The sequence below is a fragment of the Streptococcus mitis SK564 genome, assembly GCF_000148525.1.
GTDB classification, from domain to species: Bacteria; Bacillota; Bacilli; order Lactobacillales; family Streptococcaceae; genus Streptococcus; species Streptococcus mitis_H.
Genome location: NZ_AEDU01000007.1, coordinates 116896 through 143047, shown reverse-complemented (window position 1 = coordinate 143047; position 26152 = coordinate 116896). Strand labels below are relative to the sequence as shown.

General features: G+C 39.7%; 24 protein-coding genes, 2 tRNA genes and 4 pseudogenes. 6 read left to right on the top strand and 24 right to left on the bottom strand.

The window, feature by feature from the left end; genetic code table 11:
• Positions 1-3: 3 nt before the first annotated feature.
• The 11 genes and pseudogenes from sufD to SMSK564_RS05375 all read right to left on the bottom strand — a co-directional run bounded on the left by sufD (position 4) and on the right by SMSK564_RS05375 (position 9589).
• The gene (sufD, locus tag SMSK564_RS05410) at positions 4-1266 is read right to left on the bottom strand and encodes a Fe-S cluster assembly protein SufD (RefSeq protein ID WP_000159661.1); all 1263 of its coding nucleotides are present in this window, start codon (positions 1264-1266) and stop codon (positions 4-6) included.
• A 27-nt stretch (positions 1267-1293) separates the two neighbouring features.
• Positions 1294-2064 (bottom strand): Fe-S cluster assembly ATPase SufC, encoded by a 771-nt coding sequence (gene sufC / locus SMSK564_RS05405; protein ID WP_004236241.1) that lies wholly within the window; start codon positions 2062-2064, stop codon positions 1294-1296.
• Positions 2065-2214: 150 nt separating this feature from the next.
• Entirely contained in the window at positions 2215-2409 is a 195-nt protein-coding gene (locus SMSK564_RS0102090; RefSeq protein WP_001081601.1) for a DUF3272 domain-containing protein, read from the bottom strand.
• Between the two features lie 27 nt (positions 2410-2436).
• Entirely contained in the window at positions 2437-4092 is a 1656-nt protein-coding gene (dnaX, locus tag SMSK564_RS05400; RefSeq protein WP_000283780.1) for a DNA polymerase III subunit gamma/tau, read from the bottom strand.
• A pseudogene (locus SMSK564_RS05395) lies at positions 4092-4587 on the bottom strand (GAF domain-containing protein). The gene dnaX and the pseudogene SMSK564_RS05395 overlap by 1 nt, the downstream one beginning before the upstream one ends.
• 85 nt (positions 4588-4672) lie before the next feature.
• Positions 4673-5875 carry a 30S ribosomal protein S1 gene (gene rpsA, locus SMSK564_RS05390; RefSeq protein ID WP_001001632.1) on the bottom strand — a complete coding sequence of 401 codons (1203 nt, stop codon included), beginning with the start codon at positions 5873-5875 and terminating at the stop codon, positions 4673-4675.
• 161 nt (positions 5876-6036) lie between these two features.
• A tRNA-Gln gene (locus SMSK564_RS0102080) sits at positions 6037-6108 on the bottom strand.
• A 9-nt stretch (positions 6109-6117) separates the two neighbouring features.
• Positions 6118-6198: transfer RNA gene (locus tag SMSK564_RS0102075), tRNA-Tyr, on the bottom strand.
• A gap of 49 nt (positions 6199-6247) precedes the next feature.
• Entirely contained in the window at positions 6248-6478 is a 231-nt protein-coding gene (locus tag SMSK564_RS05385; RefSeq protein WP_000037117.1) for a DUF2969 domain-containing protein, read from the bottom strand.
• Positions 6479-6576: 98 nt separating this feature from the next.
• Positions 6577-8545, bottom strand: a pseudogene (locus SMSK564_RS05380) (peptide ABC transporter substrate-binding protein).
• A gap of 21 nt (positions 8546-8566) precedes the next feature.
• On the bottom strand, positions 8567-9589 hold the full coding sequence (locus tag SMSK564_RS05375) for a branched-chain amino acid aminotransferase (RefSeq protein WP_000219003.1): 1023 nt from the start codon (positions 9587-9589) through the stop codon (positions 8567-8569).
• Between the two features lie 308 nt (positions 9590-9897).
• On the opposite strand from SMSK564_RS05375, the pseudogene SMSK564_RS12605 reads away from it, so the two are divergent.
• Positions 9898-10336 (top strand): annotated as a pseudogene (locus SMSK564_RS12605) (IS630 transposase-related protein); the annotation flags it as partial.
• Between the two features lie 326 nt (positions 10337-10662).
• Here the strand turns inward: SMSK564_RS12605 and SMSK564_RS05360 are convergent.
• From SMSK564_RS05360 to SMSK564_RS05340, 5 genes are all read right to left on the bottom strand, one after another.
• Positions 10663-11829: an ATP-grasp domain-containing protein gene (locus SMSK564_RS05360; RefSeq protein ID WP_001108603.1), complete on the bottom strand. Its 1167-nt coding sequence runs from the start codon at positions 11827-11829 to the stop codon at positions 10663-10665.
• 12 nt (positions 11830-11841) lie between these two features.
• Complete coding sequence (locus SMSK564_RS05355) at positions 11842-12582, bottom strand: esterase family protein (RefSeq protein WP_000546812.1); 741 nt, start codon at positions 12580-12582, stop codon at positions 11842-11844.
• A 20-nt stretch (positions 12583-12602) separates the two neighbouring features.
• On the bottom strand, positions 12603-13427 hold the full coding sequence (locus SMSK564_RS05350; protein WP_001076718.1) for an alpha/beta hydrolase: 825 nt from the start codon (positions 13425-13427) through the stop codon (positions 12603-12605).
• A gap of 135 nt (positions 13428-13562) precedes the next feature.
• Positions 13563-14777 (bottom strand): tRNA uracil 4-sulfurtransferase ThiI, encoded by a 1215-nt coding sequence (thiI, locus tag SMSK564_RS05345; RefSeq protein WP_001200097.1) that lies wholly within the window; start codon positions 14775-14777, stop codon positions 13563-13565.
• A gap of 8 nt (positions 14778-14785) precedes the next feature.
• On the bottom strand, positions 14786-15928 hold the full coding sequence (locus SMSK564_RS05340; protein ID WP_000638917.1) for a cysteine desulfurase family protein: 1143 nt from the start codon (positions 15926-15928) through the stop codon (positions 14786-14788).
• A gap of 138 nt (positions 15929-16066) precedes the next feature.
• Between SMSK564_RS05340 and SMSK564_RS05335 the strand changes: the two genes are divergently transcribed.
• Positions 16067-16504: a DUF6556 family protein gene (locus SMSK564_RS05335; protein WP_000073906.1), complete on the top strand. Its 438-nt coding sequence runs from the start codon at positions 16067-16069 to the stop codon at positions 16502-16504.
• Positions 16505-16523: 19 nt separating this feature from the next.
• Here SMSK564_RS05335 and SMSK564_RS13600 read toward each other — a convergent pair.
• From SMSK564_RS13600 to glmU, 8 genes and pseudogenes are all read right to left on the bottom strand, one after another.
• Positions 16524-16776: pseudogene (locus SMSK564_RS13600) on the bottom strand (IS5/IS1182 family transposase); the annotation flags it as partial.
• A 357-nt stretch (positions 16777-17133) separates the two neighbouring features.
• Positions 17134-18897, bottom strand: a complete 1764-nt coding sequence (locus SMSK564_RS05325; RefSeq protein WP_000801739.1) for a glycerophosphoryl diester phosphodiesterase membrane domain-containing protein — start codon at positions 18895-18897, stop codon at positions 17134-17136.
• 8 nt (positions 18898-18905) lie between these two features.
• The gene (locus SMSK564_RS05320; RefSeq protein WP_000440245.1) at positions 18906-19496 is read right to left on the bottom strand and encodes a 3'-5' exonuclease; all 591 of its coding nucleotides are present in this window, start codon (positions 19494-19496) and stop codon (positions 18906-18908) included.
• A gap of 107 nt (positions 19497-19603) precedes the next feature.
• Positions 19604-20095: a chromosome segregation protein RocS gene (gene rocS / locus SMSK564_RS05315; protein WP_000021242.1), complete on the bottom strand. Its 492-nt coding sequence runs from the start codon at positions 20093-20095 to the stop codon at positions 19604-19606.
• A gap of 76 nt (positions 20096-20171) precedes the next feature.
• Positions 20172-20864: a 5'-methylthioadenosine/adenosylhomocysteine nucleosidase gene (locus SMSK564_RS05310; protein WP_000689779.1), complete on the bottom strand. Its 693-nt coding sequence runs from the start codon at positions 20862-20864 to the stop codon at positions 20172-20174.
• 16 nt (positions 20865-20880) lie between these two features.
• On the bottom strand, positions 20881-21195 hold the full coding sequence (gene macP / locus SMSK564_RS05305) for a cell wall synthase accessory phosphoprotein MacP (protein WP_000517866.1): 315 nt from the start codon (positions 21193-21195) through the stop codon (positions 20881-20883).
• A gap of 11 nt (positions 21196-21206) precedes the next feature.
• Positions 21207-21752 (bottom strand): NUDIX hydrolase, encoded by a 546-nt coding sequence (locus SMSK564_RS05300; protein ID WP_000393808.1) that lies wholly within the window; start codon positions 21750-21752, stop codon positions 21207-21209.
• Positions 21753-21761: 9 nt separating this feature from the next.
• The gene (gene glmU, locus SMSK564_RS05295) at positions 21762-23141 is read right to left on the bottom strand and encodes a bifunctional UDP-N-acetylglucosamine diphosphorylase/glucosamine-1-phosphate N-acetyltransferase GlmU (protein WP_000073745.1); all 1380 of its coding nucleotides are present in this window, start codon (positions 23139-23141) and stop codon (positions 21762-21764) included.
• A gap of 144 nt (positions 23142-23285) precedes the next feature.
• Here glmU and SMSK564_RS05290 point away from each other — a divergent pair, with 144 nt between their 5' ends.
• The 4 genes from SMSK564_RS05290 to SMSK564_RS05280 all read left to right on the top strand — a co-directional run bounded on the left by SMSK564_RS05290 (position 23286) and on the right by SMSK564_RS05280 (position 26122).
• A complete protein-coding gene (locus SMSK564_RS05290; protein ID WP_001231220.1) occupies positions 23286-24086 on the top strand; it encodes a GH25 family lysozyme in 801 nt (266 codons plus the stop codon).
• 94 nt (positions 24087-24180) lie between these two features.
• On the top strand, positions 24181-25023 hold the full coding sequence (locus SMSK564_RS05285; protein ID WP_000954103.1) for a DUF368 domain-containing protein: 843 nt from the start codon (positions 24181-24183) through the stop codon (positions 25021-25023).
• The gene (locus SMSK564_RS0102065; protein WP_001085900.1) at positions 25023-25505 is read left to right on the top strand and encodes an aminoacyl-tRNA deacylase; all 483 of its coding nucleotides are present in this window, start codon (positions 25023-25025) and stop codon (positions 25503-25505) included. The genes SMSK564_RS05285 and SMSK564_RS0102065 overlap by 1 nt, the downstream gene beginning before the upstream one ends.
• Positions 25505-26122 (top strand): histidine phosphatase family protein, encoded by a 618-nt coding sequence (locus SMSK564_RS05280; protein WP_000780835.1) that lies wholly within the window; start codon positions 25505-25507, stop codon positions 26120-26122. Before SMSK564_RS0102065 ends, SMSK564_RS05280 begins: the two co-directional genes overlap by 1 nt.
• Positions 26123-26152: the final 30 nt, after the last annotated feature.

The window sequence follows — 26152 nt, the reverse complement described above, 5'->3', positions numbered from 1 at the left end:
CCCTTAGCGTTTTGACAATTTTTCTTCGATAGTCGCAATCATTTCATCACGAACTTCCTTGACTGGAATCTCCACTATAACAGATCCAAGGAAACCACGGACAACCAAACGTTCTGCAGTTGCCTTATCCAAGCCACGGCTCATGAGGTAGTACATGTCTTCTGGATCTACCTGACCGATAGAAGCTGCGTGCCCTGCAGTTACGTCATTTTCATCAATCAAAAGAATTGGATTGGCATCTGAACGAGCTTGGTCTGAAAGCATGAGAACACGACTTTCTTGTTGCGCATCTGCTCCTTTAGCACCTTTGATGATGTGGCCAATACCATTGAAAGTCAAAGTTGCTTTTTCAAGAATAACCCCATGTTGCAGGATATTTCCGATTGAGTTGCAACCATAGTTAGTTACTCGGGTATCAATCCCTTGTACCTGACGGCCACTTGAAAGAGCTACTACTTTAAGATCTGCATGGCTACCATTACCAATCAAGTCACTATCAAAATCAGCAACGACATTTCCTTCGTTCATGACACCGATTGCCCAGTCAATACTTGCATCGTTGCCTAATTTACCACGACGGCTAATGTAGGCAGTGACGTTTTCACCTAGACGGTCAATAGCCGCAAACTTCACTTGCGCACCAGAACGAGCAATCACTTCAACTGTGATATTGGCAGTTGCTTTTGCACTACCTCCACCTCGTGACTCTAGACGTTCAAGATAACTAATCTTAGAATTTTTACCAGCGATAATCATAATATGCTTGTTAAGCGGCACATCGCTATCGCTGTCTTGGTAGAAAACGCCTTCGATTGGTTCTGTGATTTCTACGTTATCTGGAATGTAGAGAACAGCACCACTATTGAAATAAGCTGTATGATAGGCTGCCAGCTTGTCATCGTCATACTTAACAGATGACATGAAGAATTCTTCAATAAGCTCTGGAATCTCTTCTAAAGCTGAGTGGAAGTCTGTAAAGACAACACCCTGTTCAGCTAACTCAACTGGAGTTTGCTCAAAAACAGTTTGAGTTCCTACTTGGACCAACTTCAAGTGGTTATCTAGAGCTGTGAAATCTGGAACATTTGCTGATGGTTCACTTTCTGTAATCGTTCCATCACCCAGATTCCAACGGTGGAATTTGACACGCTCAATGACTGGTAATTCTAGGCTCTCAATCTTATCAAAAGCTTTTTGACGGAGGTCAGCCAACCAGCTTGGTTCAGCGTGCATTTCTGAAAAAAGTTTAATATTTTCTTTAGTCATTTATTTCTCCTAAAAGATACGAGGGAATTACAATTCTTCCTTGTAGTCGTAGCCAAGTTCTTCAGCTAGTTTTGCGTATCCTTCACGCTCCAAACGCGCAGCCAATTCTGGACCACCAGAAAGGACAACACGACCTTCCATCATGACGTGTACCACATCAGGTGTAATGTAGTTCAAAAGACGTTGGTAGTGAGTGATGATCATAGCACCAAAACCTTCACCACGCATGGCATTGACACCTTTAGACACAACTTTAAGGGCATCAATATCAAGACCAGAGTCAATCTCGTCCAAAAGGGCAAATGTTGGTTCCAACATCAAGAGTTGAAGAATTTCATTACGTTTTTTCTCACCACCAGAGAAACCTTCGTTGAGGTAACGCTCTGCCATTTCTTCTTTCATGTTGAGCAATTCCATCTTCTCGTCTAGTTTAGTAATAAACTCACGAACTGAAATCTTTTCATCATCTTCTTTACCAGCATTCATGGCTGCACGAAGAAACTCAGCGTTAGTAATACCAGGAATTTCTGATGGGTATTGCATAGCAAGGAAAAGTCCCATACGCGCACGCTCGTCAACTTCCAATTCAAGGATGTTTACGCCGTCAAGCAAGACTTCACCTTTGGTAACTTCATAGTTTGGATTTCCCATGATAGCGGCAGAAAGAGTCGATTTACCAGTACCATTTGGCCCCATGATAGCGGCGATTTCGCCTGTTTTCAGGGTCAGGTTAACCCCTTTTAAAATTTCTTTTCCTTCAATCTCAACGTGAAGATCTTTGATCTCTAATACTGACATGATAGTTCCTTTCTTTTTCAAGGCCTTTACAGTACTTACTAGAAACATACTTAATTTCCCTAGAAAATACGGTAAAAGGTCAATAAATATACTTTTATAGTATAACAAAAAAAAGCCTAAAAGGCTTTGATTTTGTCTAGAAGCTGAGGACTAGTCTTTTCCTTTCAAATGCTGATCAATGATATCTACAATCTTGCCCATCAAATAACTAACTCGAAAATTTCTAAAGAGCAAAATAGCCCAAAAGGCTGCCATAATATAACGACCAGTCATCCAAGCTTCATTGAAAAAATAGGTCTCAGCAGCTGTAAACAGCGCGATGATAATAAATTGTTGTCTATTCATAAACTTATTGTATCATGAAATCTTTCTTTAGTCTTCCTCTACCTTCACTTTATCAGCCAAAAATTCAAATCCTTCTGGTATCAGACTTTCTTCTGCTTCTTTTTCAGCTTGAGAAGATTTAGCTTTAGCTGAAAAGGCTGCGCGAACTTCTTTCCATTCCTCCATGGAAATGGCTAAAATCTCAGGTGAAAAACCTGCTGCCTGACTGAGGATGTTGCCAAACATGGTGTTAAGATTGTCTCGTTTCATGGTTTGACCAGCATTGAAGTTAGACTCAAAAGCAAGAATAGCGTGGTGTTCATTGGCCGCAACAGGTTGAGATCCAACTAACAGAGCCTTATCAGGGCCACCTAGACTTTCAATCACCTCTCCCCAGGCATTCTGCAAACGAATCAGGTTTTGACGTGCTAAATCAGGATTTTCAACGGCCTCTTGTAAGATAGATTGAACTTTATTGCGATCTACACGATAGACTGTCTTGCCTGTTGCTGGGCGACTAGGTGCTGGACTAGTTGGCTTGGGTATAGTTCCTACATTTGCTAGTTCTTGCTTAAGACGCGCAACTTCCTGTCTCAATGCAGAAATTTCACTTTCAACCGCCCCTGAAAGAGCTGGTTCAGGCTTAACCTCCGCCAACCGAATAGTCATCATCTCAGCATAAATCTTGGGTTGCAAACTAGACTTAATATCTGCTAAACTAACTGTCGCCAAACGAATCATTTCAAACAAATTTTCTTGATGAATTGCCAAATTCTCCACAAAGACTGGACTATGATGAGTGTTTTCTCCCCATGTTTGAACAATTAACAAATCTCTTAAATAGTGCAAAAGGTCGGTCACAAAACGAGTCATGCTCTTACCATTCTCAAAGAGAAGATTTAAGCAAGCTAAGGCTTTGGGAACATCCTGCTGAGATAAGGCAGCCACATAATCATCCAAGGCTGACAGACTAATAGTTCCTGTAATTTCTTCAGAGATAGCAGTCGTCAACTCATTTCCCTGTGTCAAACTCAGGGCTTGATCCAAAATAGACAAGGCATCCCGCATCCCACCTTCAGCCCGTCTTGCGATAATTTCCACAGCCTCTGGTTCAGAACTGATATTTTCTTTTTCTAAAATATAGTGGATATGTTCCTTAATATCCTGTGTCTTAATCGATTTAAACTCAAAACGTTGCACACGGGATAAGATAGTGGCAGGAATCTTGTGCAATTCAGTAGTGGCCAAAATAAAGACCACATTCTGTGTTGGCTCTTCCAGCGTCTTTAGGAGGGCATTAAAAGCCCCTGTAGACAGCATGTGAACCTCGTCTATGATATAGACCTTATAACGGGCAAGACTAGGGGCATAAGTAGATTTATCACGAATTTCACGGATTTCATCTACCCCATTATTAGAGGCCGCATCCATTTCAATGACATCTTCTAAACTACCGTCCGTCACTGCTTGACAAATATAGCAGTTATTACAAGGTTCCCCACCCACTTGATTTGGACAGTTCATAGCCTTGGCAAAAATCTTAGCTACACTGGTTTTTCCCGTTCCACGAGGACCAGAAAAAAGATAAGCGTGACTTATTTTTTCTTGCTCCACAGCTTGTTTAAGAGTCTTAGCCACAACTTCCTGTCCAACCAACTGGGAGAAGTTTTGACTTCTATATTTTCGATAAAGTGCTTGATACATTAGGCTTTCTCCCCAAACATTGTAAAGTCCCATTCTGTCTTTTCAAGCAAAATAGCGACAAATTGTTCCAAATAATCTCTATCCATAGCATCATAATCATCAATCTCTGAAGAATCCAGATCCAGAACTCCAAGTAATTGACCATTCTTTATCATCGGCACAAATTTCACTTTTAGCACGACTATCACAAGAAATATAGTTAGGATAGGTCGTCACATCTCCAACCAGAACAGTTTCCTGAAAGTGAGCTGCCTCACCACAAACACCCTTGCCTAGCGCAATACGGATGCAGGAAACACCACCTTGGAAGGGACCTAAAATCAATTCCTCTCCATCGAACAAATAGAAGCCTGCAAATACGGTATTAGGAAAACGTGATTTTAAAAGAGCACTGGAGTTGGAAAGATTAGCCAAAACATTACTTTCACCTTCCAATAAAAAAGAGAGCTCTTCATTTAACATTTGATAACGTGATTGTTTTTCTGATTCTAACATAGAACTATTATATCAAAAAAGGCTTACAGACAAAAGAAAAATCCCTTGTTTAGTAAACAAAGGATTTTGTGAATTTTCAATTTAATTAAAGTTCGATATCACCGAACAAGTCAGCCATTGAGAATCCTGTTTGTGTTTCTGGAAGTTCGAAATCACGTTTTTCTTGACGTTTTGGACGACGTGGACGTGGAGCACGTTTTTCTTCTTTTTGTCCTTCTTCTTGAGCTGGACGCTCTTCAAGAGCTTTGATAGAAAGTGATACGCGCTCTGCATCTGCGTTAACTTCAAGAACTTTAACTTGAACTTCTTGACCAACTTTAAGAGCTTCTTTTGGATTTTCAATACGTTTGTGTGAAATTTGTGATACGTGAACAAGTCCATCGATACCTGGCAATACTTCAACAAATGCACCGAAGTCAGTCAAACGTTTAACTGTTCCTTCTACTACATCACCTTTAGCCAATTTTTGCTCAACGCCATCCCATGGTCCAGGTGTTGTTGCTTTAAGTGAAAGTGATACACGTCCTTCTTCTTCGTTAAGATCAAGGATTTTCACTTCAATTTCTTCACCAACAGTTACAACTGATTTTGGTGATACGTTACGTTCATGTGACAATTCAGTCAAGTGAACCAATCCGTCAACACCACCAAGGTCGATGAAAGCACCGAAGCTTGTGATACGTGCAACTTTACCAGTTACTACATCACCAACAGCCAATTTACCGAATACTTCAGCGCGAGCTGCTGCTGTAGCTGCTTCAACAACTTCACGACGTGAAAGGATGAAGCGGTTTTCTTTAGCGTCAACTTCTTTGATTTTAGCATCAAATTCTTGACCTACAAAACGCTCAGTGTTACGTACGAAACGAGTATCCAACATTGAAGCTGGGATAAATCCACGAACACCTTCAAATTCTACTGAAAGTCCACCTTTAACGGCACGAGTTCCTTTAACAGTAACAACTTCTTCTTCGCGACCAACAAGTTTGTCCCATGCTTTGCGAGCTTCAAGGCGTTTTTTAGATACAAGGTATGTAACTGTATCAGTATCTTTACCAACTACTTGACGAAGTACAAGAACATCCAATACTTCTCCTACTTTAACAAAGTCATTGATATCTGCATCGCGATCGTTTGTCAATTCGCGAAGAGTCAAGACACCTTCAACACCAGTTCCAGAGATTGCAACGTTAGCTTGAGTCGCATCAACTGTCAATACTTCAGCACTAACAACATCACCAGTCTCAACTTGGCTAACGCTATTTAGCAAATCTTCAAATTCGTTCATCTAAAAAATCCTCCAACAATCAAGTTTTTCTTAAACTTGACATACTTATAATTTTTTTCCTAAGCACCCGCAAGGACATGTTCATATCGTTCACGTCTTTCAATTATAAAAATAAAATACCCTAAGATATTTTGCTTTTTATCTTGATCATTACCTAAGAACTGGGGTAGCTGGATTCGAACCAACGCATGAGGGAGTCAAAGTCCCTTGCCTTACCGCTTGGCTATACCCCATTGATGAAATGGAGAGAGAGGGATTCGAACCCCCGAACCCGAAGGAGCGGATTTACAGTCCGCCGCGTTTAGCCTCTTCGCTATCTCTCCTACAATCAACATGGACTATTATATCATGAAAATTTCAAAAAAACAAGACTTATTTTGCTAAATTATAATTTTCAATCAAAATTTCCACAGCTTTTTCCAATTTTTTATAAAAACTATCGACATTCCCATTCTTTATGATGGCAAATTGTCCGTCTAATTCGGCAATTTCTCCGATAACTCTTTTACCGATAGTCAATGTATAACCTTCAAAACTATCTTTACCAACATTAACTTTTGCATCTGCTACTTGAATTTCGATTTTTTTATCTTTCTTACTCATTTCATACCTCTCTTCACTTTTTCTATTTTACAAGAAAATCCTAAAACTAGCAAGAAAAAACTCTATATCATTCCAAGTCTGATATAGAGTTTTCTGCTTTATTTAATGTGTTTTTCTAGTTCTTTTTGGTATTTACCGTTTGATTCCAATTTTTCTTTTTGCCATTTTTTCAGTGCTTCTTCATATTCTTTGGTTGTAACGATATCTTTTTGCAATTTCATACCTTTAAAGATATATGGGTCACCCTTAATACCAACTTGTGAGTATGGTTTTGAGAATGGCACAACATTACTTACAACTGGAGAACCACCAGATGAGGCTGTTGGCATCAATAATGAACTATCTGTCAACCAAGCTTGAGCCTTGGCATATTTTTCATAGCGTTCTTCAAGATTAGTAGTTTCTGAATCCGCATCATCTAATAATTTCTTATACTGATCCAAACCAATCTTAGCTACAACATCCTTATCTTTTCCTTTAGTAATACCAAAGGTGTTTCATAGCAGAACCTGATTTAGGATCCATGATAGTTAAATAAGATGCTGGGTCTTGGTAGCTTGGAGCCCATCCTGTACTGTTCAAATCATAGTCTTTTTGAGAAGGAACACGCGCTTGAGAAGTGATTGTCTCTTTTTCATTATCTGTCATTTGAAGAACATCTATGACAACATTTTCAGCACCAAGAGTTGATTCGATAGACTGTTTGAAAGAGTTGCTTTGTTGAACGGCGATGGTATCTGTCTGTTCAACTGGGACATCCAAATGAATTGGGAAGGTTACCCCTTTAGATTCTAGGTCTTTCTTAGCTTTTTCAAAGGCAGCTTTAGCCTTGTCAGGGTTGTAGATAGAATCCTTACCATCAACTAGCTCAACGCCTTTCCATTGGTCACCATAGTTCACCAACTCTGCTTGGGCGATTTGGCCAAAGTTCTTACCACCTGCTTGTACAAAGTTGTCAGGAACGAGACTGTTACGAATAATCTTGTCCGCACCGTCTTCACCATTTAGCTGAGCAGCATATGAATGACGGTTGAAGGCAAAGTTAATAGCCTGACGGAAGTCCTTATTCAGCATAGCTTCTTTAGTAGAAGTCTTTTGCTCTTCACTTGTTTTCGCAGTTTTATTGTATGACTGACGATTTACGTTAAATGTGAAGTAATAGCTACTTGAGTCCTGTGGGCTATAAGTAATTTTATCTCCGTATTGTTCCAAAGTTGAAGCAAAGTTTGAGCTACTTGGGAAGAGACGAGCTGTCGTATAGGCACCTGAAGAGAAGCTACGAATCAAGGATTCCTGATCTGAACCATCGTAGTAGGTCAATTTAATCTTCTCAATTTTTACCTTTTCTTTATCCCAGTAGTTTGGATTTTTCTCGTATTCAATCAACGATTTAGAAGTCAAGGTCTTCAAGATATAAGGACCATTGTAGAGAATCCCTGCTGGAGTAACTGCTCCATAATCTTTGCCTGATGCCTTCAAAAACTCTTCATTTACAGGCAACATCGTCGCTGTTGTAACTTTAGAGTTCCAGAAACTTTCTGGTTTGTTTAGGGTATATTCGACTGTGTAATCATCCAAGGCCTTGACACCAACTGTAGAGAAATCGTTCGTCTCACCAGTCATGTAGGCATCCAAACCCTTGATTGAATTTTGGATGAGAGAGACACCGTCTGACTTACCGTCAGCTACGTGTTTCAATCCTGCTACAAAGTCATGGGCTGTTACTTCTGCATATTCTTCACCTTCAGAAGTGTACCATTTAACTCCTTTACGAAGTTTGTAGGTATAAGTCAAACCATCTTTTGACACAGACCAATCCTCAGCCAAGGAAGGAATAACATTTCCGTACTGGTCGTTTTCCATCAAGCCATCAACCACGTTCCCGATGACATCTGTTGTAGATGTACGAGTCGCTATACTATAGTCCAAAGATGCTGGATCTACTGCATAGACATATGAAAATGTTGTCGGTGCATCTGCTTCTTTATCAGCTTTTCCACAAGCTACTAAAAAAGCTGTTGTGCTCAGGACCACTCCTGCTGTTAAGAGCCACTTTTTCGATTTCATAAAAATCTCCTTTTGTTTATTTTAATCTACTTTTACAATCCATCCTTCTGGCGCTTCAATATCACCAAACTGAATACCAGTCAATTCATCATAGAGTTTACGAGTCACAGGACCTACTTCTGTTTCACTATAGAATATATGGAAATCATCACCGTGTTGAATACCTCCAATTGGAGAAATAACCGCTGCTGTACCACAAGCACCTGCCTCTACAAAACGATCCAGGTTATCAATTGGAACATCCCCCTCAACAGGAGTTAAGCCCAAGCGATGTTCTGCCAAATAAAGCAAAGAATATTTGGTAATAGATGGCAAGATAGATGGACTCAATGGTGTTACAAATTCATTGTCAGCTGTAATTCCAAAGAAGTTAGCTGAACCGACTTCTTCAATCTTTGTATGAGTTGAAGGGTCTAGGTAGATAACATCTGAGAAATGGCGTGATTTAGCCAATTTCCCTGGCAAGAGACTGGCAGCATAGTTCCCACCAACCTTAGCCGCGCCTGTACCATTTGGAGCAGCACGGTCGTATTCATCCTGAATCAAGAAGTTAGTTGGAACCAAACCACCCTTAAAGTAATTCCCAACTGGCATAGCAAAGATGGTGAAAATGTATTCCTCCGCTGGTTTTACCCCGATAATATCTCCAACACCAATTAAAAGGGGACGAAGATAAAGGGTTCCACCTGTGCCATATGGTGGTACGTATTCTTCATTCGCGCGGACAACTGCCTTACAAGCTTCTACAAACATTTCTGTTGGAACTTGTGGCATCAAGAGACGGTCACAAGTACGTTGCAGGCGTTTAGCATTTTCATCAGGACGGAAAAGTTGAATACTACCATCCTTAGTACGATAAGCTTTCAATCCTTCAAATGCTTGTTGTCCGTAGTGGAGACTTGGAGAAGACTCTGAAATATGCAAAGTTGCATCCTCTGTAAGCTCTCCTTGATTCCATTGTCCATTTTTAAAATGAGCAATATAGCGATAAGGTAATTTCATATAGGAAAAACCGAGATTTTCCCAATCAATCGTTACTGTCATATTCCACTCCTTATTCTAAAAACCTATTTCTTTTATTCTACACTATTTTTCTAAAATAGCAAGCATATTTTGTAATTTTCAGAAAATTTCTTCAATAAAAAGAATCTAAGGTATCTGTCGTAATGAATCCTATATAAAAATTACATAAAAAACTCAAATTATTCTTCTATATCGTTTGATGCAATCTGTTCAATAACTGAACTTGTTTTTGATATACATAGAGCCCGTGCATTAATATTAGTAATCTGTTTCGACAGAGATATGACAAAATGAACTAAAGATAGTACACAATGTTGTGCAGTCATCTTATGCCATATTCAATAGATTTACGTAAAAAAACTCTCGCCTATTGTAAGCGAACAGGTAGTATAACAGAAGCATCACACGTTTTCCAAATCTCACGCAATCCCATTATCTAAAAGAGAAAATAGGTGATCTAAACCATCAAGTAAAAGGAACAAAACCAAGAAAAGTTGATAGAGATAGACTTAAAAACTATCTTACTGACAATCCAGACGTTTATTTGACTGAAATAGCTTCTGAATTTGACTGTCATCCAACTATAGCGTATTGAATCTAGAGTAGTACATTACGGTTGCTAAAATATTTCTAGAAAAAATTGACTTTCTCAATCACTTTGTTCACATCTTATTTCAATCCACTATGCTCTCAAAGCTATGGGCTACACTCGAAAAAAAGAATCATACCTACTATGAACAAGCCCCAGAAAAAGTAGCTTTATTTCTTATTCCTCCCCACTCACCTGAGTACAATCTTACTGAGAAAACCTAGGCTCATATCAAAAAGCACCTCAAAAGAGTTTGGGACAAAAGTCTAACCTTAAATATAAAAAGCGAACAAAATGAGTTATCTGACATTCAGAATTTTGTCTTGTTCGCTTTTTTCCTAATCTATCGATTTTAAAAATTTATAATAAAGAATTCCTAAAATCAAAATCTTTTTGTCCCAGCCTCTTTACGAGGCTGTTTCGTCCTATTCTTGTTTCAATCTGCTGTGTTTCTCATAAAAAACAAAAGGATTAAGAAAGTCATTTTCCCTAACCCTATAGTCCCTTAAGCCTGACGTTGTCCAAAATCTGCAATCATTTGCTCCATTTCTTGTTGACTCGGAGTTGTCAACATATACAGGTAATCTCCTTGAAGTTCCGCAAAGGCCGCTGGCATGATTTTTTTAACCTTGAACTGCTGACTATATTTGGCAAGCAATTCCTCCTCAGAATAAACATAGTGGGCATTTGCACGGCGAGAAGTAGCCAAACAATACTGAGGTTCAAACTCTGACGCTGGGAACTCTTCTCCTGCGACAATAGCTGCGTAGCCACTATAAAGGTCCAAAGAATGAGCAAAGTTATAAACATCAATGGTAAAACCACCTGCAGGACGGTTATTGTACTCAAGAGCGATATAATCGTCCCCCTCGCGGAAGAACTCAATATGGAAGAAACGTTCTTTCATACCAAATTCCTTAACAATCGCTTCACCATATTTGCGCAGTTTAGGATCCATATCCTTGAGCACATAGTAGGAATTATCCATCTTGTAAATCATGAGATCAAGTGGTGTATAGGCGTAGTCAAAGGTCGTTGAAAAGACGATTTTACCATCCTTGTCCACAAGACCATCAAAGGTACAGATTTCACTAGACGTGACAAATTTCTCAAAGAAATAAACGGTCGAATGGTCCCATTCAGCCTTGAAGTGATTGATATCGTCTTCTGTCTCAAGCTTGAAGGTGGCCGCTGCGCCCACTCCATTATCAGGTTTGGCAATCATTGGAAGGCCGATTTCTTTCACAGATTGATCAACATCTGCTTCCGTCTTGATAACAGCTCCAGGTACCACAGGGACACCTGCTTTTTTAAAGAGTTTCTTCATTTCAGACTTAAATTTCGTCTTTTTGAGATCCTCTGGTTTGGCACCAAAGACATTGAATTGTTCTCTGAGTGTTGCATCCAGCTCAAGCCAGTATTCATTATGAGACTCGATGCGATCAATTGGGCCATGTTTATAAAAGAGAAAAGCAGCTGCACATTTGACTTCATCTATGTTCTCAAGGTTATCTACACGGAAATACTCGGTCAGGCTATTGCGTAAAGGTTCATCCAATTGTTCGTAAGGTTCTTGGCCAATTCCCAAGACTGTGATGCCTTTATTAGCTAGCTCAATTGTAAACTGTTGAAAATTTTGCGGATAGTAGGGAGAAATAACAAGGTAATTCATAGGTAACTCCTTTTATAAATAGAGATTTCCAAGGAAATAAGGCATTTGTTTGCGCCACCATTCCCAGTCGTGAGCGACATCATGTCCCCATTCAGCAAACCAGGCTGGAATTTGTTTCTGCTCAAAGGCTTCTTTGAGCTTGTAGAAAGACGGTAGACCGTCTTGTTCCCAAGCACCAAGCCCCGTACAAAGCACAATCTCTGCCTGACGGTAATGGTCAATAAACCAGCCGTCGTTCTGATTCCAGATATAATCTACTGGCGAGTTTTGGTAAATAGCATCATCGTTGTAGTAATCGCCGACAAAGAAACGTGCGTCGTAAACACCACTAAGAGCTATCACCTTGGTAAAAACATCTGGATGCTGGAGGAAGAAATTGAGTGCATGATAGGCTCCCATGGAGCAACCTGTCGTCATCATGCCATCAAACCAACCTGTCTTGTGCTTGATAAAAGGAATGGCCTCCTCAATCACATAACGTTCGTAAGCACGGTGCATTTCCGCTTGGTCATGAGCATTTTTCCAAGTAGCCAACCAGCTCTCACTGTCAACACTAGATAGGGTAAAGAACTGGACACGACCTTCCTCTATAAAGGAAGCACAAGCATCAATCATGCCAAAATCATAGTATTCATTGTGACTACCACCTGATGAAGCAAAAACCACAACTGGAATCCCAGCATGTCCATAACGATTAAGGTACATTTCACGGTTAAGATTGCCACTCCAGTGGCTAAGGTTTTCAATATGCATTGGCTTTCTCCTTTTCTAACTTACCATTTCTCTGCAAAAAATCTCAGACAGTCTGGTAAATTCTCCGACCAAGGGATTTCACTATGGATGGCACCAGACTGAACTTTCAAGACAAGGTTATCCAGATGAACTCCCCCTGCTATCAAATCATGGTAATAGCGAAGCGACGAGTCGATATAGGCTTGTTTGATATTACCAGCCATCAGGGTCTTGTCTGTATCATCCGCTTCTTCTGTTCCCACATAGATAAAGATGCGCTGGTCAGGAGATAGTTTCTGGCGACCGATATAGCGGTTAAAGGATTCTTGGTGGAGCCAGTTTGCAGATGAAAAGACACCTAGACAACCAATTTGGTCTTGGTATTCCAAACCGATAAACTGGGTAATATTGCCACCTAGAGAGGAACCAATCATAGCCGTATGCTGGCGATCAGCTTTTGTACGGTAGGTCTCATCGATAAAAGGCTTGACCACTTCCATGACAAACTCGGCATACTCCACACCCTTACCGCCAAACTGCTGGCCTGGAATAGGAGATTCTTGGAACTTCCAAGCCGCATACTCATTCATCCGCCCCATACCATCATTGTCAATGGCAACGACAATCATGCGACTGATATCAGGATTACGCTTAATAGCTGGGATAATCTTCCATGAATGACCAATAAAGGATTCTTTACTATAAAAGACATTTTGCCCGTCATGAAAGTAAACCACAGGATAGGAACGATCCGTGTCTTTTTCATAATCTTTAGGCAGAAGAACACGCACACGGCGCTCCTTACCAGTATAAGGAACCTTGAGTTTGTGTTCTTTCATTTTTAAATAAAAGTAGGATTGATTCATTGTCAGAAAACTCTCTATATTCAAAATTTTATCTCATTATATCACAATTATAGAAAAAAAGTTAGCTTTGCTTCCATTTTTGGATTAAAAACTAACTTTTTCATTTATTTTTCTAAATTCTTTTGGATTTTCTGATTAGAGGAGATTGTCAATCAAGTCATCGACTTCATCTTTTTCAACCTGCGGTGTAATCTCAGTAATCATAATCCCTGCCACTGCTCTCTCAACTAGGCCCTTAACATCCATCCGTTTTTCATACTGCTCTGCATTTTTAATCTTAGGATTGGTCTTAGGACGGTCAGGTGCAAAAATCGTACAGCAGTCTTCAAAAGGCTGGATAGAAATATCAAAGGTATCGATTACTTGGGCGATGTCAATGATTTCCAACTTGTCCATGGTGACCACAGGACGAATGACTGGAGTGCTGGTCACAGCGTTGATAGTCTGCATGCTTTCCAAGGTCTGGCTAGCTACTTGACCAAGACTTTCCCCATTGATGATAACCAAACCATTTCGTACCTCACGAATACGGTCAGTAATTCGCATCATAAAACGGCGTGTCAAGGTCATAAGATAGGCTTCTGGCGCTTTAGCCTTGATTTCCTCTTGAATCTCTGTGAAAGGTACTTCAATAAACTGGATATTGCCCCCAAACTTGGTTAATTTACGAGTCAAATCTTGGGCTTTTTTAAGAGCACCAGGACTCGTGTAAGGTGGGCTGGCAAAGTGAACTGCCTCAATATCTACCCCTCGTTTAAGAGCTAGATAACCCGCCACAGGTGAATCAATTCCTCCTGACAACATGAGCATGCCTTTACCAGAACTTCCCACAGGTAATCCTCCTGCTCCACGAAAGGTTTCATAGGAAATATAAGCCGCTTCCTCACGAATCTCAACCTGAAGATTAATATCTGGATTTTTCATCTGAGCTTTCACGTTTGGGATAGCCTTGAAGACAGCACTACCAAGAGTTTGATTGAGTTCACGACTATCAAGTTCAAAGGTGTGGTCGCTACGCTTTCCAGTGATTTTAAAGGTCATCCCTTCCTTGTAAGTTTCTTTCATAATCTCTTGGACAGCAGACTTAAGAACTTCCACAGACTTTTCGACTTTATAAACGGGAGAGAAGTTTTGAATTCCAAATACTTGTTTGAGAGATTCTGCTACTGCGGTGTAATCAGCTCCATTGAGGTAAGCGTGGGCACGGTCGCGATCTGCGGTTACCTTAACTTGGGGATAGATAGACAAAACGTCTGAAATATTATTACGAAGTTTATTGATGAAACGCATACGATTTTTGTGTTTGGTTGACAATTCTCCATAGCGAATCATAATTTCTGAATACTGCATAAATGCTCCTATCTTACTTTTCTAGTTTGATTGTAAATTAATTTTAGCTTGGTCAAAAACTGCTCGACCTGACTCATATCATTTTCAAGGTCTAGGCTAAGACGCACAGCTGACTGGGCCTTATCCTTGTCCACTCCCATGGCAATCAAAGTTCCTGCAGGTTTCCCAGCCTTGGACGAACAAGCAGAGGTTGTTGAGATGAAAATATCATAGTCTTCAAAGGCGTGAACGATGACTTCTCCACGAACATCCTTGATTCCAAAAGTCAGGATATGAGGTGCGAAGTCTTCCTCATCCGAGAAGACAAAAATATCTGGATAATCCAGAAGGGCTTGACGAATCACTGTCTTCATCTGTCCAGTCTTACTAGTAAAGATATCTAGCTTTTCCATAGACAAGCGGAGAGCCTTGGCTGTCGCTGCAATCCCTGCCACATTTTCAGTTGTCGAACGGTAATCACGTTCCTGACCACCACCTGTCAAGAGAGGCGTAATCTTCTTGCCAGACTTGATATAGACAAAACCAACACCTCGAACCCCGTGGAACTTGTGACTAGAGAAGGTCGCGAAATCCACTCGTTCTGTCAGATATTTTTCAGTTGGAATCTTAGCAAGTGCTTGAACCGCATCAACGTGGAAGGAAATAGTTGGCTTATCTGCCAACAGTTCTGAAATAGCTTGAATAGGTTGAATCGAGCCAATTTCATTGTTAACTGCCATGATGGAAACGAGGGTCGTATCTGGTCGTATCAAATCTGCTAGCGCCTCAACATCCACAAATCCTTTGTTATCAACTGGAGCAAAATCCACTTCAAATCCTTGACTTTTTAACCAGAGGGCTGACTCTTTGACTGCCGGATGTTCAATGGATGATACAATGATGTGCTTTCCAAACTGGGCTTTTTCAAAGGCCACACCCTTGATAACCCAGTTATCACCTTCTGTTCCACCAGATGTAAAGAAGATTTCATCACTTTTCTTACCGATTAAATCTGCAATCTGTTGACGGGAAGCATCTAAAATTCGTGTTGCCTGGTCTCCCAAACGATGGAGACTAGATGGATTTCCTAAAATTTTTGAAGCGACCTGCATATAAGTTTCAAGTGCTTCAGGATAGGGCTTGGTCGTCGCCGAATTATCAAAGTAAATCATGTTTTCTCACGCTTTCTAAAATCACTTCTTCTATTGTATCATGAAACGGAGCCTGCGACAAGAAAGGGCAATTCCTCTTTTTTTAAGATTTTTTTAAAGAAATGCGGTATAATAAGTTTTAATTAAAGGAGAGAATGTATGTCTAATTATCGTAGAACTTCAAAACCAAAAACAGAACACATCAAAAAAGGCTTCACGATTTTTCAAAAAACCGTTGCTACAATCGCTAGTATCCTTGGCTTGATTACCGCAAGTATCACTATCATGAACGCCTTGGATAATAACAAAAATACTAAAAAAGAACCTACGACAAGCCAGACGACAACTATTGTCAAAGAAATTCAAAAAGAATCCCCTAAGGAAAATACTAGTCCCAATAAGGAAAATCACACCTCTCAAGAAAAAACACAACAAGAAGAAACGCCAAAATCTAGCGTCAAGGAAGAGAAAAAAGAAGAGCAGAAAACATCAACTCAGGATTCTTCTACTCCTGCTCCTACTCCAAGTAAACCTGCTACTGAAAACGAAAAACAGGTCAATCCGCCAACTTCAGAAAATAAAAGCAATCCTCAGTAAGCACATGATCTAAGAAAAATCAACTCAAAAAATAAAACTGCGCAGTAACTTCTGTCTTGACCACAATCAAGCTAAAGAGAAACTGTGTTTTTGTATAATTGATGTTTTAGATGCTAGATTCTTGACCAATTTTGTGAGATTCATACTCATAAAGATGAATCCTAGCGATGTTATGACAGTTTATTTATTTCTAACATAAACTCTGCACATGCCAAAAATACTCTCTCATCTGCCCCAAAAGGGAAAACATCCATTTTCTGTTTGACATAAATTCAAAAGCCTTCTTCACGCAGAAGTTAGTAACCCTTTTACATCTGACATAAATAACCTAGTTCAACCACTTCATAGGCATTACTTCCTGTTTTATTCTTATTTCATACTCTTCGAAAATCTCTTCAAACCACGTCAGCATCACCTTACCGTACGTATGTTACTGACTTCGTCAGTTTTATCTGCAACCTCAAAGTTGTACTTTGAGCAACCTACGGCTAGCTTCCTAGTTTGCTCTTTGATTTTCATTGGGTATCAATTATAAACCATGGCATAATAAAACGAGCATATCCAACTGATACATCGCTCGTTTTTTTGATATTTTAGAGGTGATTTTTTGCTCAACCTCTTTTTGCTTACTAAAAATTAAAGAATTCCATGGCCTGTTTGAAAAGCAATTCAGTATACTCTGGGTCTTCTTCGGCAATGGTAACTTGATCTTGAATCATTTCCAAGTCATCTGTTATCATGCCATCTGCTCCTAGCTGAACAGATTTATCAAAAGACTCTGAACTATTGATGGTCCACACGTACAATTTCTGATCGGTATTCCAAAGCTTGTTGACAAAATTTTCATCTAAAGTTGAATACTCCATGGTATAACCTGTAGCCTTAGTTCTTGGGAAAATACTATTGTAAGGTAGGATGAAATAAACTGGAATTTGTGAGTCATAGGCCAACACCTGGTCAATCACATGGTAGTCTAAAGATTGCATTTGGTGACCATTCTGCTTAAGAACCGTGCCATATTTTTCCATAAATCGTTTCATCATATCTGGGCTATCTTTTCGACTGGTTTTAATCTCAATAAGAAGTTTCTGATGCAATTCATTGGCTTTGTTAAGGTAGTCATCAAAACTAGATACCTTGGTATGATAGCCATTTTCAGAAATATCAAGTTTGGTTAATTCATCCAAAGTTAGATCCTGAGGATTGGCATTAACTCCTGTCAGATTCTTGATATTGGCATCATGCATCATGACAAACTGGCCATCTTTTGTTTCCTGAACATCTGTCTCAACGAAATCTGGAGATAACTGAGCGGTTTTTTCTAGTGATTGAACGGTATTTTGAACACCATTTTTATCTGAAACACCGCGATGAGAGATAATTAAAGGTTTATGTGAAACTGGAGCTTCTAAATAAACATAACCCTCAAGAGCGAAAAAGATACAAGCACAGCCCATCACTCCCCATCTCATCCAGTGGTCTTTCTTTCTCCTTGGTGTGATTTCTAATTCCTCCCCTGTCAAAAAGGAAACAAACTTAATGAGAAAGTAAGTCAAGGCCATATAGTGGAAATTCTTAATCAAGACAAAGTTGATAATTCCCAGCACAAGAGATTCCCTATGGGTCAAACCATCCATCAGTGCCTGACTTGCTAAAATTGGAATCAAGAGAAGAATGAAAAATAGATACGTTTTAACGATAATCCAAAGTAAGTTCCAGATATAAAACCAGGAGTACTTTCTTGTCTTCTCTAGACTGTATCTGACTGCTTCTTTGACTGTTTTTTTCTCAAATAAAAGCTGAGATAGGGCAAACATGAAACGCACTGAAATATAAAACAGAAGTAAAGCCAGAATAGTAACCACTATACCTACAAGCCAATACTTGTCTTCCACATAATCAACAATAAAGTCCGGAATGACAATTTTATTGAGGTAATAAATCTTTAAAATCTTTCGAATCAATGGAAAGAGCATCATGACATAAAAGAAGATAAAGGCCATTTTGGAAATCGTCACTTGTCTCATAAATAAGAAACTTTGGCGAAAGACCTTGCGACTGTACTCCAGCAAGGTCCTCCTTTCGTGATAGAGGAGGTGTCGAGCTCCGATAAAGAGAAGTCCTATCTGGTAATAGGCGATCAGTAAATTAACGATTACCAGAACAAATAAAGCAAGACTAACAAATGGCGACCCTTTTATAATGGCAAAAATATTATTGTATGAAAGAAAGAGATAACCTGTCTGACGGAGTAAAAGTCCAGCAATCCAAGAATTAAGTGGTAACCAGACAAACTCAATCATCATGAATATCAAGAAAAAGAGAAAGAGAATTTTATCTAGATTAAAGTATATCTGCTTAAAACCTAGATTTTTAGGTTTTTCAGGTTTCATAGTCACTCCTAGTCAAATAATTGAGACAAGTCCAAGCCTCCAAAAGGATTGTTTGAAAGACTACTTTCTGTCCCTAATAATTCTCTAGCTTGATCTGACTCTAAGAAGAACTCGTAAACACGCGCCGTCATACGAGCATCCTCCAAGCTATTATGAGACTGACCTTGAAATCCAAGAAATGAGGCAACAGTTTGCAATTTGAGATTGGCAATACCATGTAAATCCGAACTCCGACGTTCAAAGGCTTCATCATACAAATCTACCTTGTACTGCTGGCTATAATCTAAACCATGCTCTGCTAGAATAGGCAAATCACTTTTAGCGGCATTGTATCCAACCATGGGTAAAGAACCCACAAACTCTTGGAAATCTTTGATAACTTTCTCCACTGGTGGAGCATCTTTTAAGGTCTCAGCTGTAATCCCTGTCAATCCATTGATAAAACTCTTTAGAGGCACACTAGTATGGACATAGGAATCATAGGCGTCGATTTCCTGACCATCTCTAAAACGCACTGCTGATACTTGAATCAAGTGTGTTTGTCCTTCGTGCTGATTAAATTCTAAGTCAAAAGCAATGTAATCTTCTAATCGTTCCATTCTATCCTTCTCCTCTACTGTCTATCTTCTTATTCATTTTGAGCAACTATACTATTCACAAATAAAAGAAGCCATCAGGTTAGCATTTAACCTAAACAGCTCCTTGATTATCCTCCAAATAAACGAGCAAAAAAGCCTTTCTTAGTGGATTGGACTTCTTCTTTTGCTTGGTCCAGCTCTAGCTTAAGATTTTCTTGATCCTTCATGGCTTGAAGGGTCAATTGTTGCTGCTGATCAAGTTGTTTGTCTTTCTCAGCAATCTGACGGTCTTTGATGCGCATCTGCTCGTCTTTTTCTGATAACTGACGATCCTTGGCTTTTAATTGTTCATAGAGACGAAGAATTTCTGCATTCTTCTCATCAACCAGAATCTCCATCAGTTCACGTTGCTTGACATCTTCACTGACAGGCTCATCTTCAAAAATCGTTTTTTTATAGATTTCTTCTAGCTTAATCAAGCCACTTCTGGTAACGACTGTTACCCCTTTGTCATTTTTATCTGTGTCTTCTTCTGGTAATTCTTTGACACGGTTATTGATTGCTTGGCGAGATAATCCTAAGACCTCTGCAATCTCACTGACGGTCATTTCAATACTCATAATATCCTCTGAAACGTTTTCTAGCTTTTCTTTATTTAAATCTTATCATAAGCTAGATAAACTGTCAAATTTCCGCTTAATCTAAAGCCTTCAAAAAGGCTAATAAGACTTGGGCAGAGCGACGTCCAGCTTCGATAATAAACTCATCAAAAGAGATGTTTGCTTCATGGTTGGCATTGTCACTCATAGCTCGGATAACTAAAACTGGAAGATTAAGGGCATGCGCTGCCTGAGCAATCGCTGCCCCCTCCATCTCCACGGCTAAAACATCTGGGAAATGAGACTTAATCGCTTCTATCTTATCATTTCCTGCAACAAAACTATCTCCTGTAGCAATCAAACCAAGATGCCAGTTTTGATCCAGTTGAGATAAACTCTCTTGGATTTTAGTGACAAAGGTTTTATCTGATTCGAAATAAAGTGGTTGTTGCGCCATTTGTCCATAAGCATAACCAAAAGCTGTGACATCCACATCATGATAGGCTAATTTGTCAGCAATCACGACATCCCCAACAGCGATACCTTCTGCTACTGCCCCAGCTGAACCCGTATTAATAAGAGCATCCACTTGAAAATGATCAGCCAAAATCGCCACACTCATAGCAGACATGACCTTACCAATTCCACTTTCTACAAGAACGACTTCATGCGAGGCAATGGTTCCTGTATGATAAGTATTCCCCAAAACAACTTGCTCTTGGGCATTGTCTAAATGCTGAACCAGATAAGCCAGTTCTTCTGGCATAGCCGCAATAATTCCTATTTTCATTTCACTTCCTTTTCGATTACAAAAGTTTCATTGCTAAAACAAGCAAAATCAAGAGAAAGATGACTGCAAATAAAATCTTATTCAACTTAGAATTGAAGACATTTCTCTTGGTATTTTCAATGCGACGGCTTTTATGAATAGACGGTTCGACCTGAATCTTCAAGGTTTCCTGGCTAAAACCATGTTCCTTAGGATTGGCATAACCAAAACGGGAAGAAGAGGTTGGTAAAATCTTGGTCTCCTCATTATCATCTAGCAAAGGGGGACCTGAAATTTTTTCGCCTCTATTAGCTCTTTCAATCATTTCATCCGTTAATAAAGGTTTACCCATACTGACCTCCTCTATTTTTTGTGCAATTCCCAATATTGAACAGCCATAATTGTCTTGGCATCACAGATATGACCTGATTGGATTAATTCCTTGGCTTCTTCTAAGCTCACTTCAAGGACTTCCAAGGTTTCATCTTCATCCTGAGGACGCGGATTTTCAACCTTTGTCAAGTCACTCGCTAGGTATAGTTTTAACTTTTCATTACAAAAGCCAATAGCTGAATAAAAGTCATACAAAAGTTCTAACTTCCCTGTATAGGCTGTTTCTTCCTCTAATTCACGAAGGGCTGCTGCTACAGGGTCTATATTTTCTCCTACTTCCAATTTTCCAGCTGGAATTTCGTAAGAGACAGCCTCGATAGCCTTACGGTACTGCTTGACCAAGATGAGTTTTTGTTCATCGGTTACAGCTAAAACACAGACAGCTCCATTGTGGAAAATCAAATCACGTTGGGCAGTTCCCTTGCCTTCTGGCAATTCAACCTGATCTTGTACCAGTTTAAATATTGGTCCTTGATAGATTTCTTTTCTGCTAAGTGTTTTTTCTTCAAATTCCATGATAAGCTCCTACTGATTCTTAGGATGGTGAGGAAGACGTGTTGCATATTCGTCTTTATTGACCTGACGACCGCGACCAATCGCAATCGCATCTGCTGGCACGTCTTTAGTAATAGTTGAACCAGCTCCAACGAGGGAATTGTCACCTAACTCAACTGGCGCAATAATGGTTGAATTTGAACCAACAAAGACATTGTTGCCAATGACTGTCTTGTATTTGTTTTTGCCGTCATAGTTGACTGTAATGGTTCCTGCACCAAAATTAACATGGCTACCCACTTCACAGTTTCCGATATAAGTCAAATGACCAGCCTTGGTATTCTCACCGATTGAAGACCCTTTTACCTCAACAAAATTTCCAATATGTGCTTGGCTAGCGATACTTGAACCTGGACGAATGTGGGCATAAGGTCCGACTGTCACACCGTCTGCAACACTACTTTCCTCAATCATAGAATTGGTAATGACAGCTCCTGCTCCGATAGTGCTATCCACTACATACGTTCCATTTGTCAAAACAGTCTCAGCACCAATTTTCGTTTGCCCTTTCAAGGTAACATTGGCTTCGATTTGAACTTCAGGAGCAATCTTAACATCAATATCAATATAAGTTGCCTCTGGATTGACAAAGCTAACACCATTGACCATGTGTTGATGATTGATGCGACGACGCATAACTGACTCAGCTGTCGCAAGAGCCACACGGTCATTTACACCAAGACTTTCATCAAAATCTTTCAAAGTATAAGCGCCAACTTTTTCACCAGCTTCACGGAAAATGCCAATGACATCTGTAATATAGTATTCACCTTGAGCATTATTGGTATTGATATTTTTCAAAGCCTCAAACAAACGCTCGTTGTCAAAGACATATGTTCCAGTATTGATTTCCTTGATTTGCTTTTCAAAATCTGTAGCATCCTTCTGCTCAACAATGCGAAGAACCTCAGCATTGTCATTACGTACAATTCGCCCATAGCCAAAAGGATTATCTGTTTCAGCAGTCAAGATAGTGGCCACATTTTTATGATTGATGTGGAAATCAATCAAGTTTTTCAAGCTTTCACCTGTGATTAAAGGAGTATCTCCTGCAATGACCAAGGTGTGACCTGACAAACCTTCTAAGATAGGCTCTGTCATCATAACCGCATGACCAGTCCCTAACTGTTCAGATTGAGTCACAAATTCTGTCTGTCCAGCCAAGACCTCTTCAACCAATTCCGCCTTGTGTCCGACAACTGTGACTGTCTTTTCAGGTTGGATAGCTCCCACACTACGGAAAACATGTTCCAACATAGAAATACCCGCAACCTTGTGCAAAACTTTTGGCAAATCAGATTTCATGCGAGTCCCTTTACCCGCTGCTAAAATAATGGCATAATTTGACATAATCTTCTCTTTTCTCTAGAAATTCCCTTTTATTATACCATATTTCAAATCATTCCGCGCCCTTGAATGAAAAAATGCTCCAAAGTCCTTTCCTTAACCCATTTTTTTTGATTTTTTTTCATTTTTAGGGTAAAATTATGAGATATGAGAAAACAAATTCATCCACTTATTTTATTTAGTTTTTTTGGGATTATAATTTTCATTTTAATCATCAATCGCCCACTTAATGACAACCAATCGTTTAAAACAAAATCCAATATAGCACAGATTGAAGCACAGGCTTTGAAACACTTAGACAAACCGATTATTGACCTCTCTGGCTGGCAGCGTCCTGAGGAAATCAACTACGACGCCCTCTCACAAAATATTTCAGGCGCTATTGTTCGTGTTCACAGTGGTGCTCAAACGACAAAAGAAAATGATGCTTCCTTTATCAATGGAATAGACAAGGCCTATAAGAGTCATATCACTGAACTTCAAAAGCGGAATGTCCCAGTTGCTGTCTACGCTTATGTAGCTGGAAAAAGTGTCCAAGAAATGGAAAAAGCCGCTGAGGTTTTCTACAATGCAGCCTCTCCTTACAGCCCTAGTTACTACTGGCTAGACGTAGAAGACAAAACCATGTCCAATATGAACGAGGGTGTTGAAGCCTTTCGAGCAAAACTAGCATCACTAGGTGCTAAAAACATCGGAATCTACGTTGGGGTCTATTTCATGGAAGAACATAGTATTGATACAGGCAAGTTTACCTCTGTTTGGATTCCGTCCTACGGCTCTAACTCAGGATTTTTGGAGAGCAGTCCTAAAACTGACTTAGATTATGATATTCACCAATACACATCTAAAGGAAAAATTGCCGGCTTTGACCACGATTTGGATATCAACGTTATCTCTCCCTTAAAAAACAAAGAAGAAACCTTTAGAAAAATCTTTTTAAAACCTTAAAAGCATTTGTTTATCATTTGCTTTTTCTTTTTGTGTTTGATTGTGATACAATATAGTAAGGATTTTTTGAAATAGAAATAGTTGGAGGAACTATATGCTCTCATGGTTAGCGCGCATTATTAAAGGGATTGTGATTGCTCTTGGATTTATCTTACCGGGAATTTCCGGAGGGGTTCTAGCAGCAATCTTAGGAATTTATGAACGGATGATTGGCTTTCTTGCCCACCCTTTTAAAGACTTTAAAGAAAATGTTTTGTACTTTATTCCAGTTGCCATCGGTATGCTTCTGGGAATTGGCCTATTTTCTTACCCGATTGAATACCTGCTTGAAAATTATCAGGTCTTTGTCTTATGGAGCTTTGCGGGTGCCATCATTGGTACGGTTCCTAGCCTCCTCAAAGAATCAACTCGAGAATCTGACAGAGACAAGATTGATTTGGCTTGGTTCTGGACAACCTTTATCATTTCTGGACTAGGTCTCTATGCCTTAAATTTTGTCGTTGGAACCTTAAGTGCTAGCTTTCTTAATTTCGTCCTAGCTGGTGCACTGCTGGCTCTTGGTGTATTGGTACCTGGCCTCAGCCCATCAAATCTACTTTTGATTTTGGGCCTCTATGCTCCTATGTTGACAGGTTTTAAAACCTTTGACCTCTTGGGAACTTTCTTCCCGATTGGAATCGGGGCAGGTGCAACTCTCATCATTTTTTCAAAATTGATGGATTATGCCTTAAACAACTACCACTCACGCGTCTATCATTTCATCATCGGAATCGTCTTATCAAGTACTCTTTTGATCTTGATTCCAAATGCAGGAAACGCTGAAAGTATCCAATACACTGGCCTTTCTCTTGTTGGGTATGTCATCATCGCCTTCTTCTTTGCACTGGGAATCTGGCTTGGTATTTGGATGAGCCAATTGGAGGATAAGTATAAATAATGGCAAAAAAAGTTAAAATCAAAAAAACATTGGTAGAACAAATTCTGTCTAAAGCAGGTATCCCACATCAGGGGATTCAAATCAATGCCCTGGAAGGAGAGCTTCCTCAAGGTTATGAACGAAATCAGATTTTCAAAACCTTGGCTCTTTTAGGAGACAAGACAGGACCGATTATCGGAATTGTCCCTATCACTCAACACTTGTCGGAAAAGAAACTAGCCAAAATTTCTGGCAATAAAAAAGTGAGCATGATTCCACAAAAGGACTTGGAAAAAACAACAGGTTACATTCATGGAGCTAATAATCCTGTCGGAATTCGTCAGAAACACAATTACCCCATTTTTATCGATAAAAACGCCCTAGACTTGGATCAAATGATTGTCTCTGCAGGCGAGGTCGGTCACAGCATTATCGTCGCGCCACAAGACTTGGCTAACTTTGTAAAAGCTGACTTTGCAGATATCTTGGAGGACAGCAAGTAATGAAACTCTACTTTGTCCGCCACGGTCGTACTGTCTGGAACCAAGAAGGTCGTTTTCAAGGTGCTAGTGGAGATTCCCCCCTTCTTCCTGAATCCATTGAAACCCTAAAACAACTTGGCCAGTATCTCAAGGAAATTCCTTTTAATCAGATTTATTCAAGTGATTTACCTCGAGCGATCAGATCTGCCGAGATTATCCAAAGTCAACTCAAGGTGTCCTGTCCTTTAAAAAGTGTCCCTAATCTCCGTGAATGGCAACTTGGGAAGTTAGAAGGTTTGAAAATTGCAACCTTGGAAGCTATTTACCCGCAACAAATCCAGGCTTTCCGATCTAATCTTGCCAAGTTTGACACTCAAATGTTCAGAGCTGAATCCCTCTATAGCACCACGCAACGGACCATCCAATTTATCAAATCATTAAAAGATAGTCCTGCTGAGCGTATTCTAATTGTCGGTCACGGTGCTAATCTTACTGCCAGTCTTCGTACTCTTCTAGGTTATAAAGAACCACTTCTTCGTAAAGATGGCGGTCTAGCAAATGCCAGCCTAACCATTCTAGAAACCCATGATTTTGAAACATTCACTCTCGATACTTGGAATGATACTTCCTATCAATAACAGAACTTGATTTTAGCGTCAAGTTCTTTT

Coding starts and splice junctions, on each gene's coding strand:
- SMSK564_RS0102090 (WP_001081601.1), bottom strand. CDS start 2,409: ATGAATAGACAACAATTTATTATCATCGCGCTGTTTACAGCTGCTGAG.
- SMSK564_RS05375 (WP_000219003.1), bottom strand. CDS start 9,589: ATGACAGTAACGATTGATTGGGAAAATCTCGGTTTTTCCTATATGAAA.
- rpsA (WP_001001632.1), bottom strand. CDS start 5,875: ATGAACGAATTTGAAGATTTGCTAAATAGCGTTAGCCAAGTTGAGACT.
- rocS (WP_000021242.1), bottom strand. CDS start 20,095: ATGAGTATTGAAATGACCGTCAGTGAGATTGCAGAGGTCTTAGGATTA.
- SMSK564_RS05280 (WP_000780835.1), top strand. CDS start 25,505: ATGAAACTCTACTTTGTCCGCCACGGTCGTACTGTCTGGAACCAAGAA.
- SMSK564_RS05285 (WP_000954103.1), top strand. CDS start 24,181: ATGCTCTCATGGTTAGCGCGCATTATTAAAGGGATTGTGATTGCTCTT.
- SMSK564_RS05360 (WP_001108603.1), bottom strand. CDS start 11,829: ATGAATTACCTTGTTATTTCTCCCTACTATCCGCAAAATTTTCAACAG.
- SMSK564_RS05355 (WP_000546812.1), bottom strand. CDS start 12,582: ATGCATATTGAAAACCTTAGCCACTGGAGTGGCAATCTTAACCGTGAA.
- SMSK564_RS05385 (WP_000037117.1), bottom strand. CDS start 6,478: ATGAGTAAGAAAGATAAAAAAATCGAAATTCAAGTAGCAGATGCAAAA.
- SMSK564_RS05290 (WP_001231220.1), top strand. CDS start 23,286: ATGAGAAAACAAATTCATCCACTTATTTTATTTAGTTTTTTTGGGATT.
- SMSK564_RS05300 (WP_000393808.1), bottom strand. CDS start 21,752: ATGGAATTTGAAGAAAAAACACTTAGCAGAAAAGAAATCTATCAAGGA.
- SMSK564_RS05335 (WP_000073906.1), top strand. CDS start 16,067: ATGTCTAATTATCGTAGAACTTCAAAACCAAAAACAGAACACATCAAA.
- sufC (WP_004236241.1), bottom strand. CDS start 2,064: ATGTCAGTATTAGAGATCAAAGATCTTCACGTTGAGATTGAAGGAAAA.
- SMSK564_RS05340 (WP_000638917.1), bottom strand. CDS start 15,928: ATGATTTACTTTGATAATTCGGCGACGACCAAGCCCTATCCTGAAGCA.
- SMSK564_RS05310 (WP_000689779.1), bottom strand. CDS start 20,864: ATGAAAATAGGAATTATTGCGGCTATGCCAGAAGAACTGGCTTATCTG.
- SMSK564_RS05325 (WP_000801739.1), bottom strand. CDS start 18,897: ATGAAACCTGAAAAACCTAAAAATCTAGGTTTTAAGCAGATATACTTT.
- macP (WP_000517866.1), bottom strand. CDS start 21,195: ATGGGTAAACCTTTATTAACGGATGAAATGATTGAAAGAGCTAATAGA.
- SMSK564_RS05320 (WP_000440245.1), bottom strand. CDS start 19,496: ATGGAACGATTAGAAGATTACATTGCTTTTGACTTAGAATTTAATCAG.
- dnaX (WP_000283780.1), bottom strand. CDS start 4,092: ATGTATCAAGCACTTTATCGAAAATATAGAAGTCAAAACTTCTCCCAG.
- SMSK564_RS05350 (WP_001076718.1), bottom strand. CDS start 13,427: ATGAATCAATCCTACTTTTATTTAAAAATGAAAGAACACAAACTCAAG.
- sufD (WP_000159661.1), bottom strand. CDS start 1,266: ATGACTAAAGAAAATATTAAACTTTTTTCAGAAATGCACGCTGAACCA.
- thiI (WP_001200097.1), bottom strand. CDS start 14,777: ATGCAGTATTCAGAAATTATGATTCGCTATGGAGAATTGTCAACCAAA.
- glmU (WP_000073745.1), bottom strand. CDS start 23,141: ATGTCAAATTATGCCATTATTTTAGCAGCGGGTAAAGGGACTCGCATG.
- SMSK564_RS0102065 (WP_001085900.1), top strand. CDS start 25,023: ATGGCAAAAAAAGTTAAAATCAAAAAAACATTGGTAGAACAAATTCTG.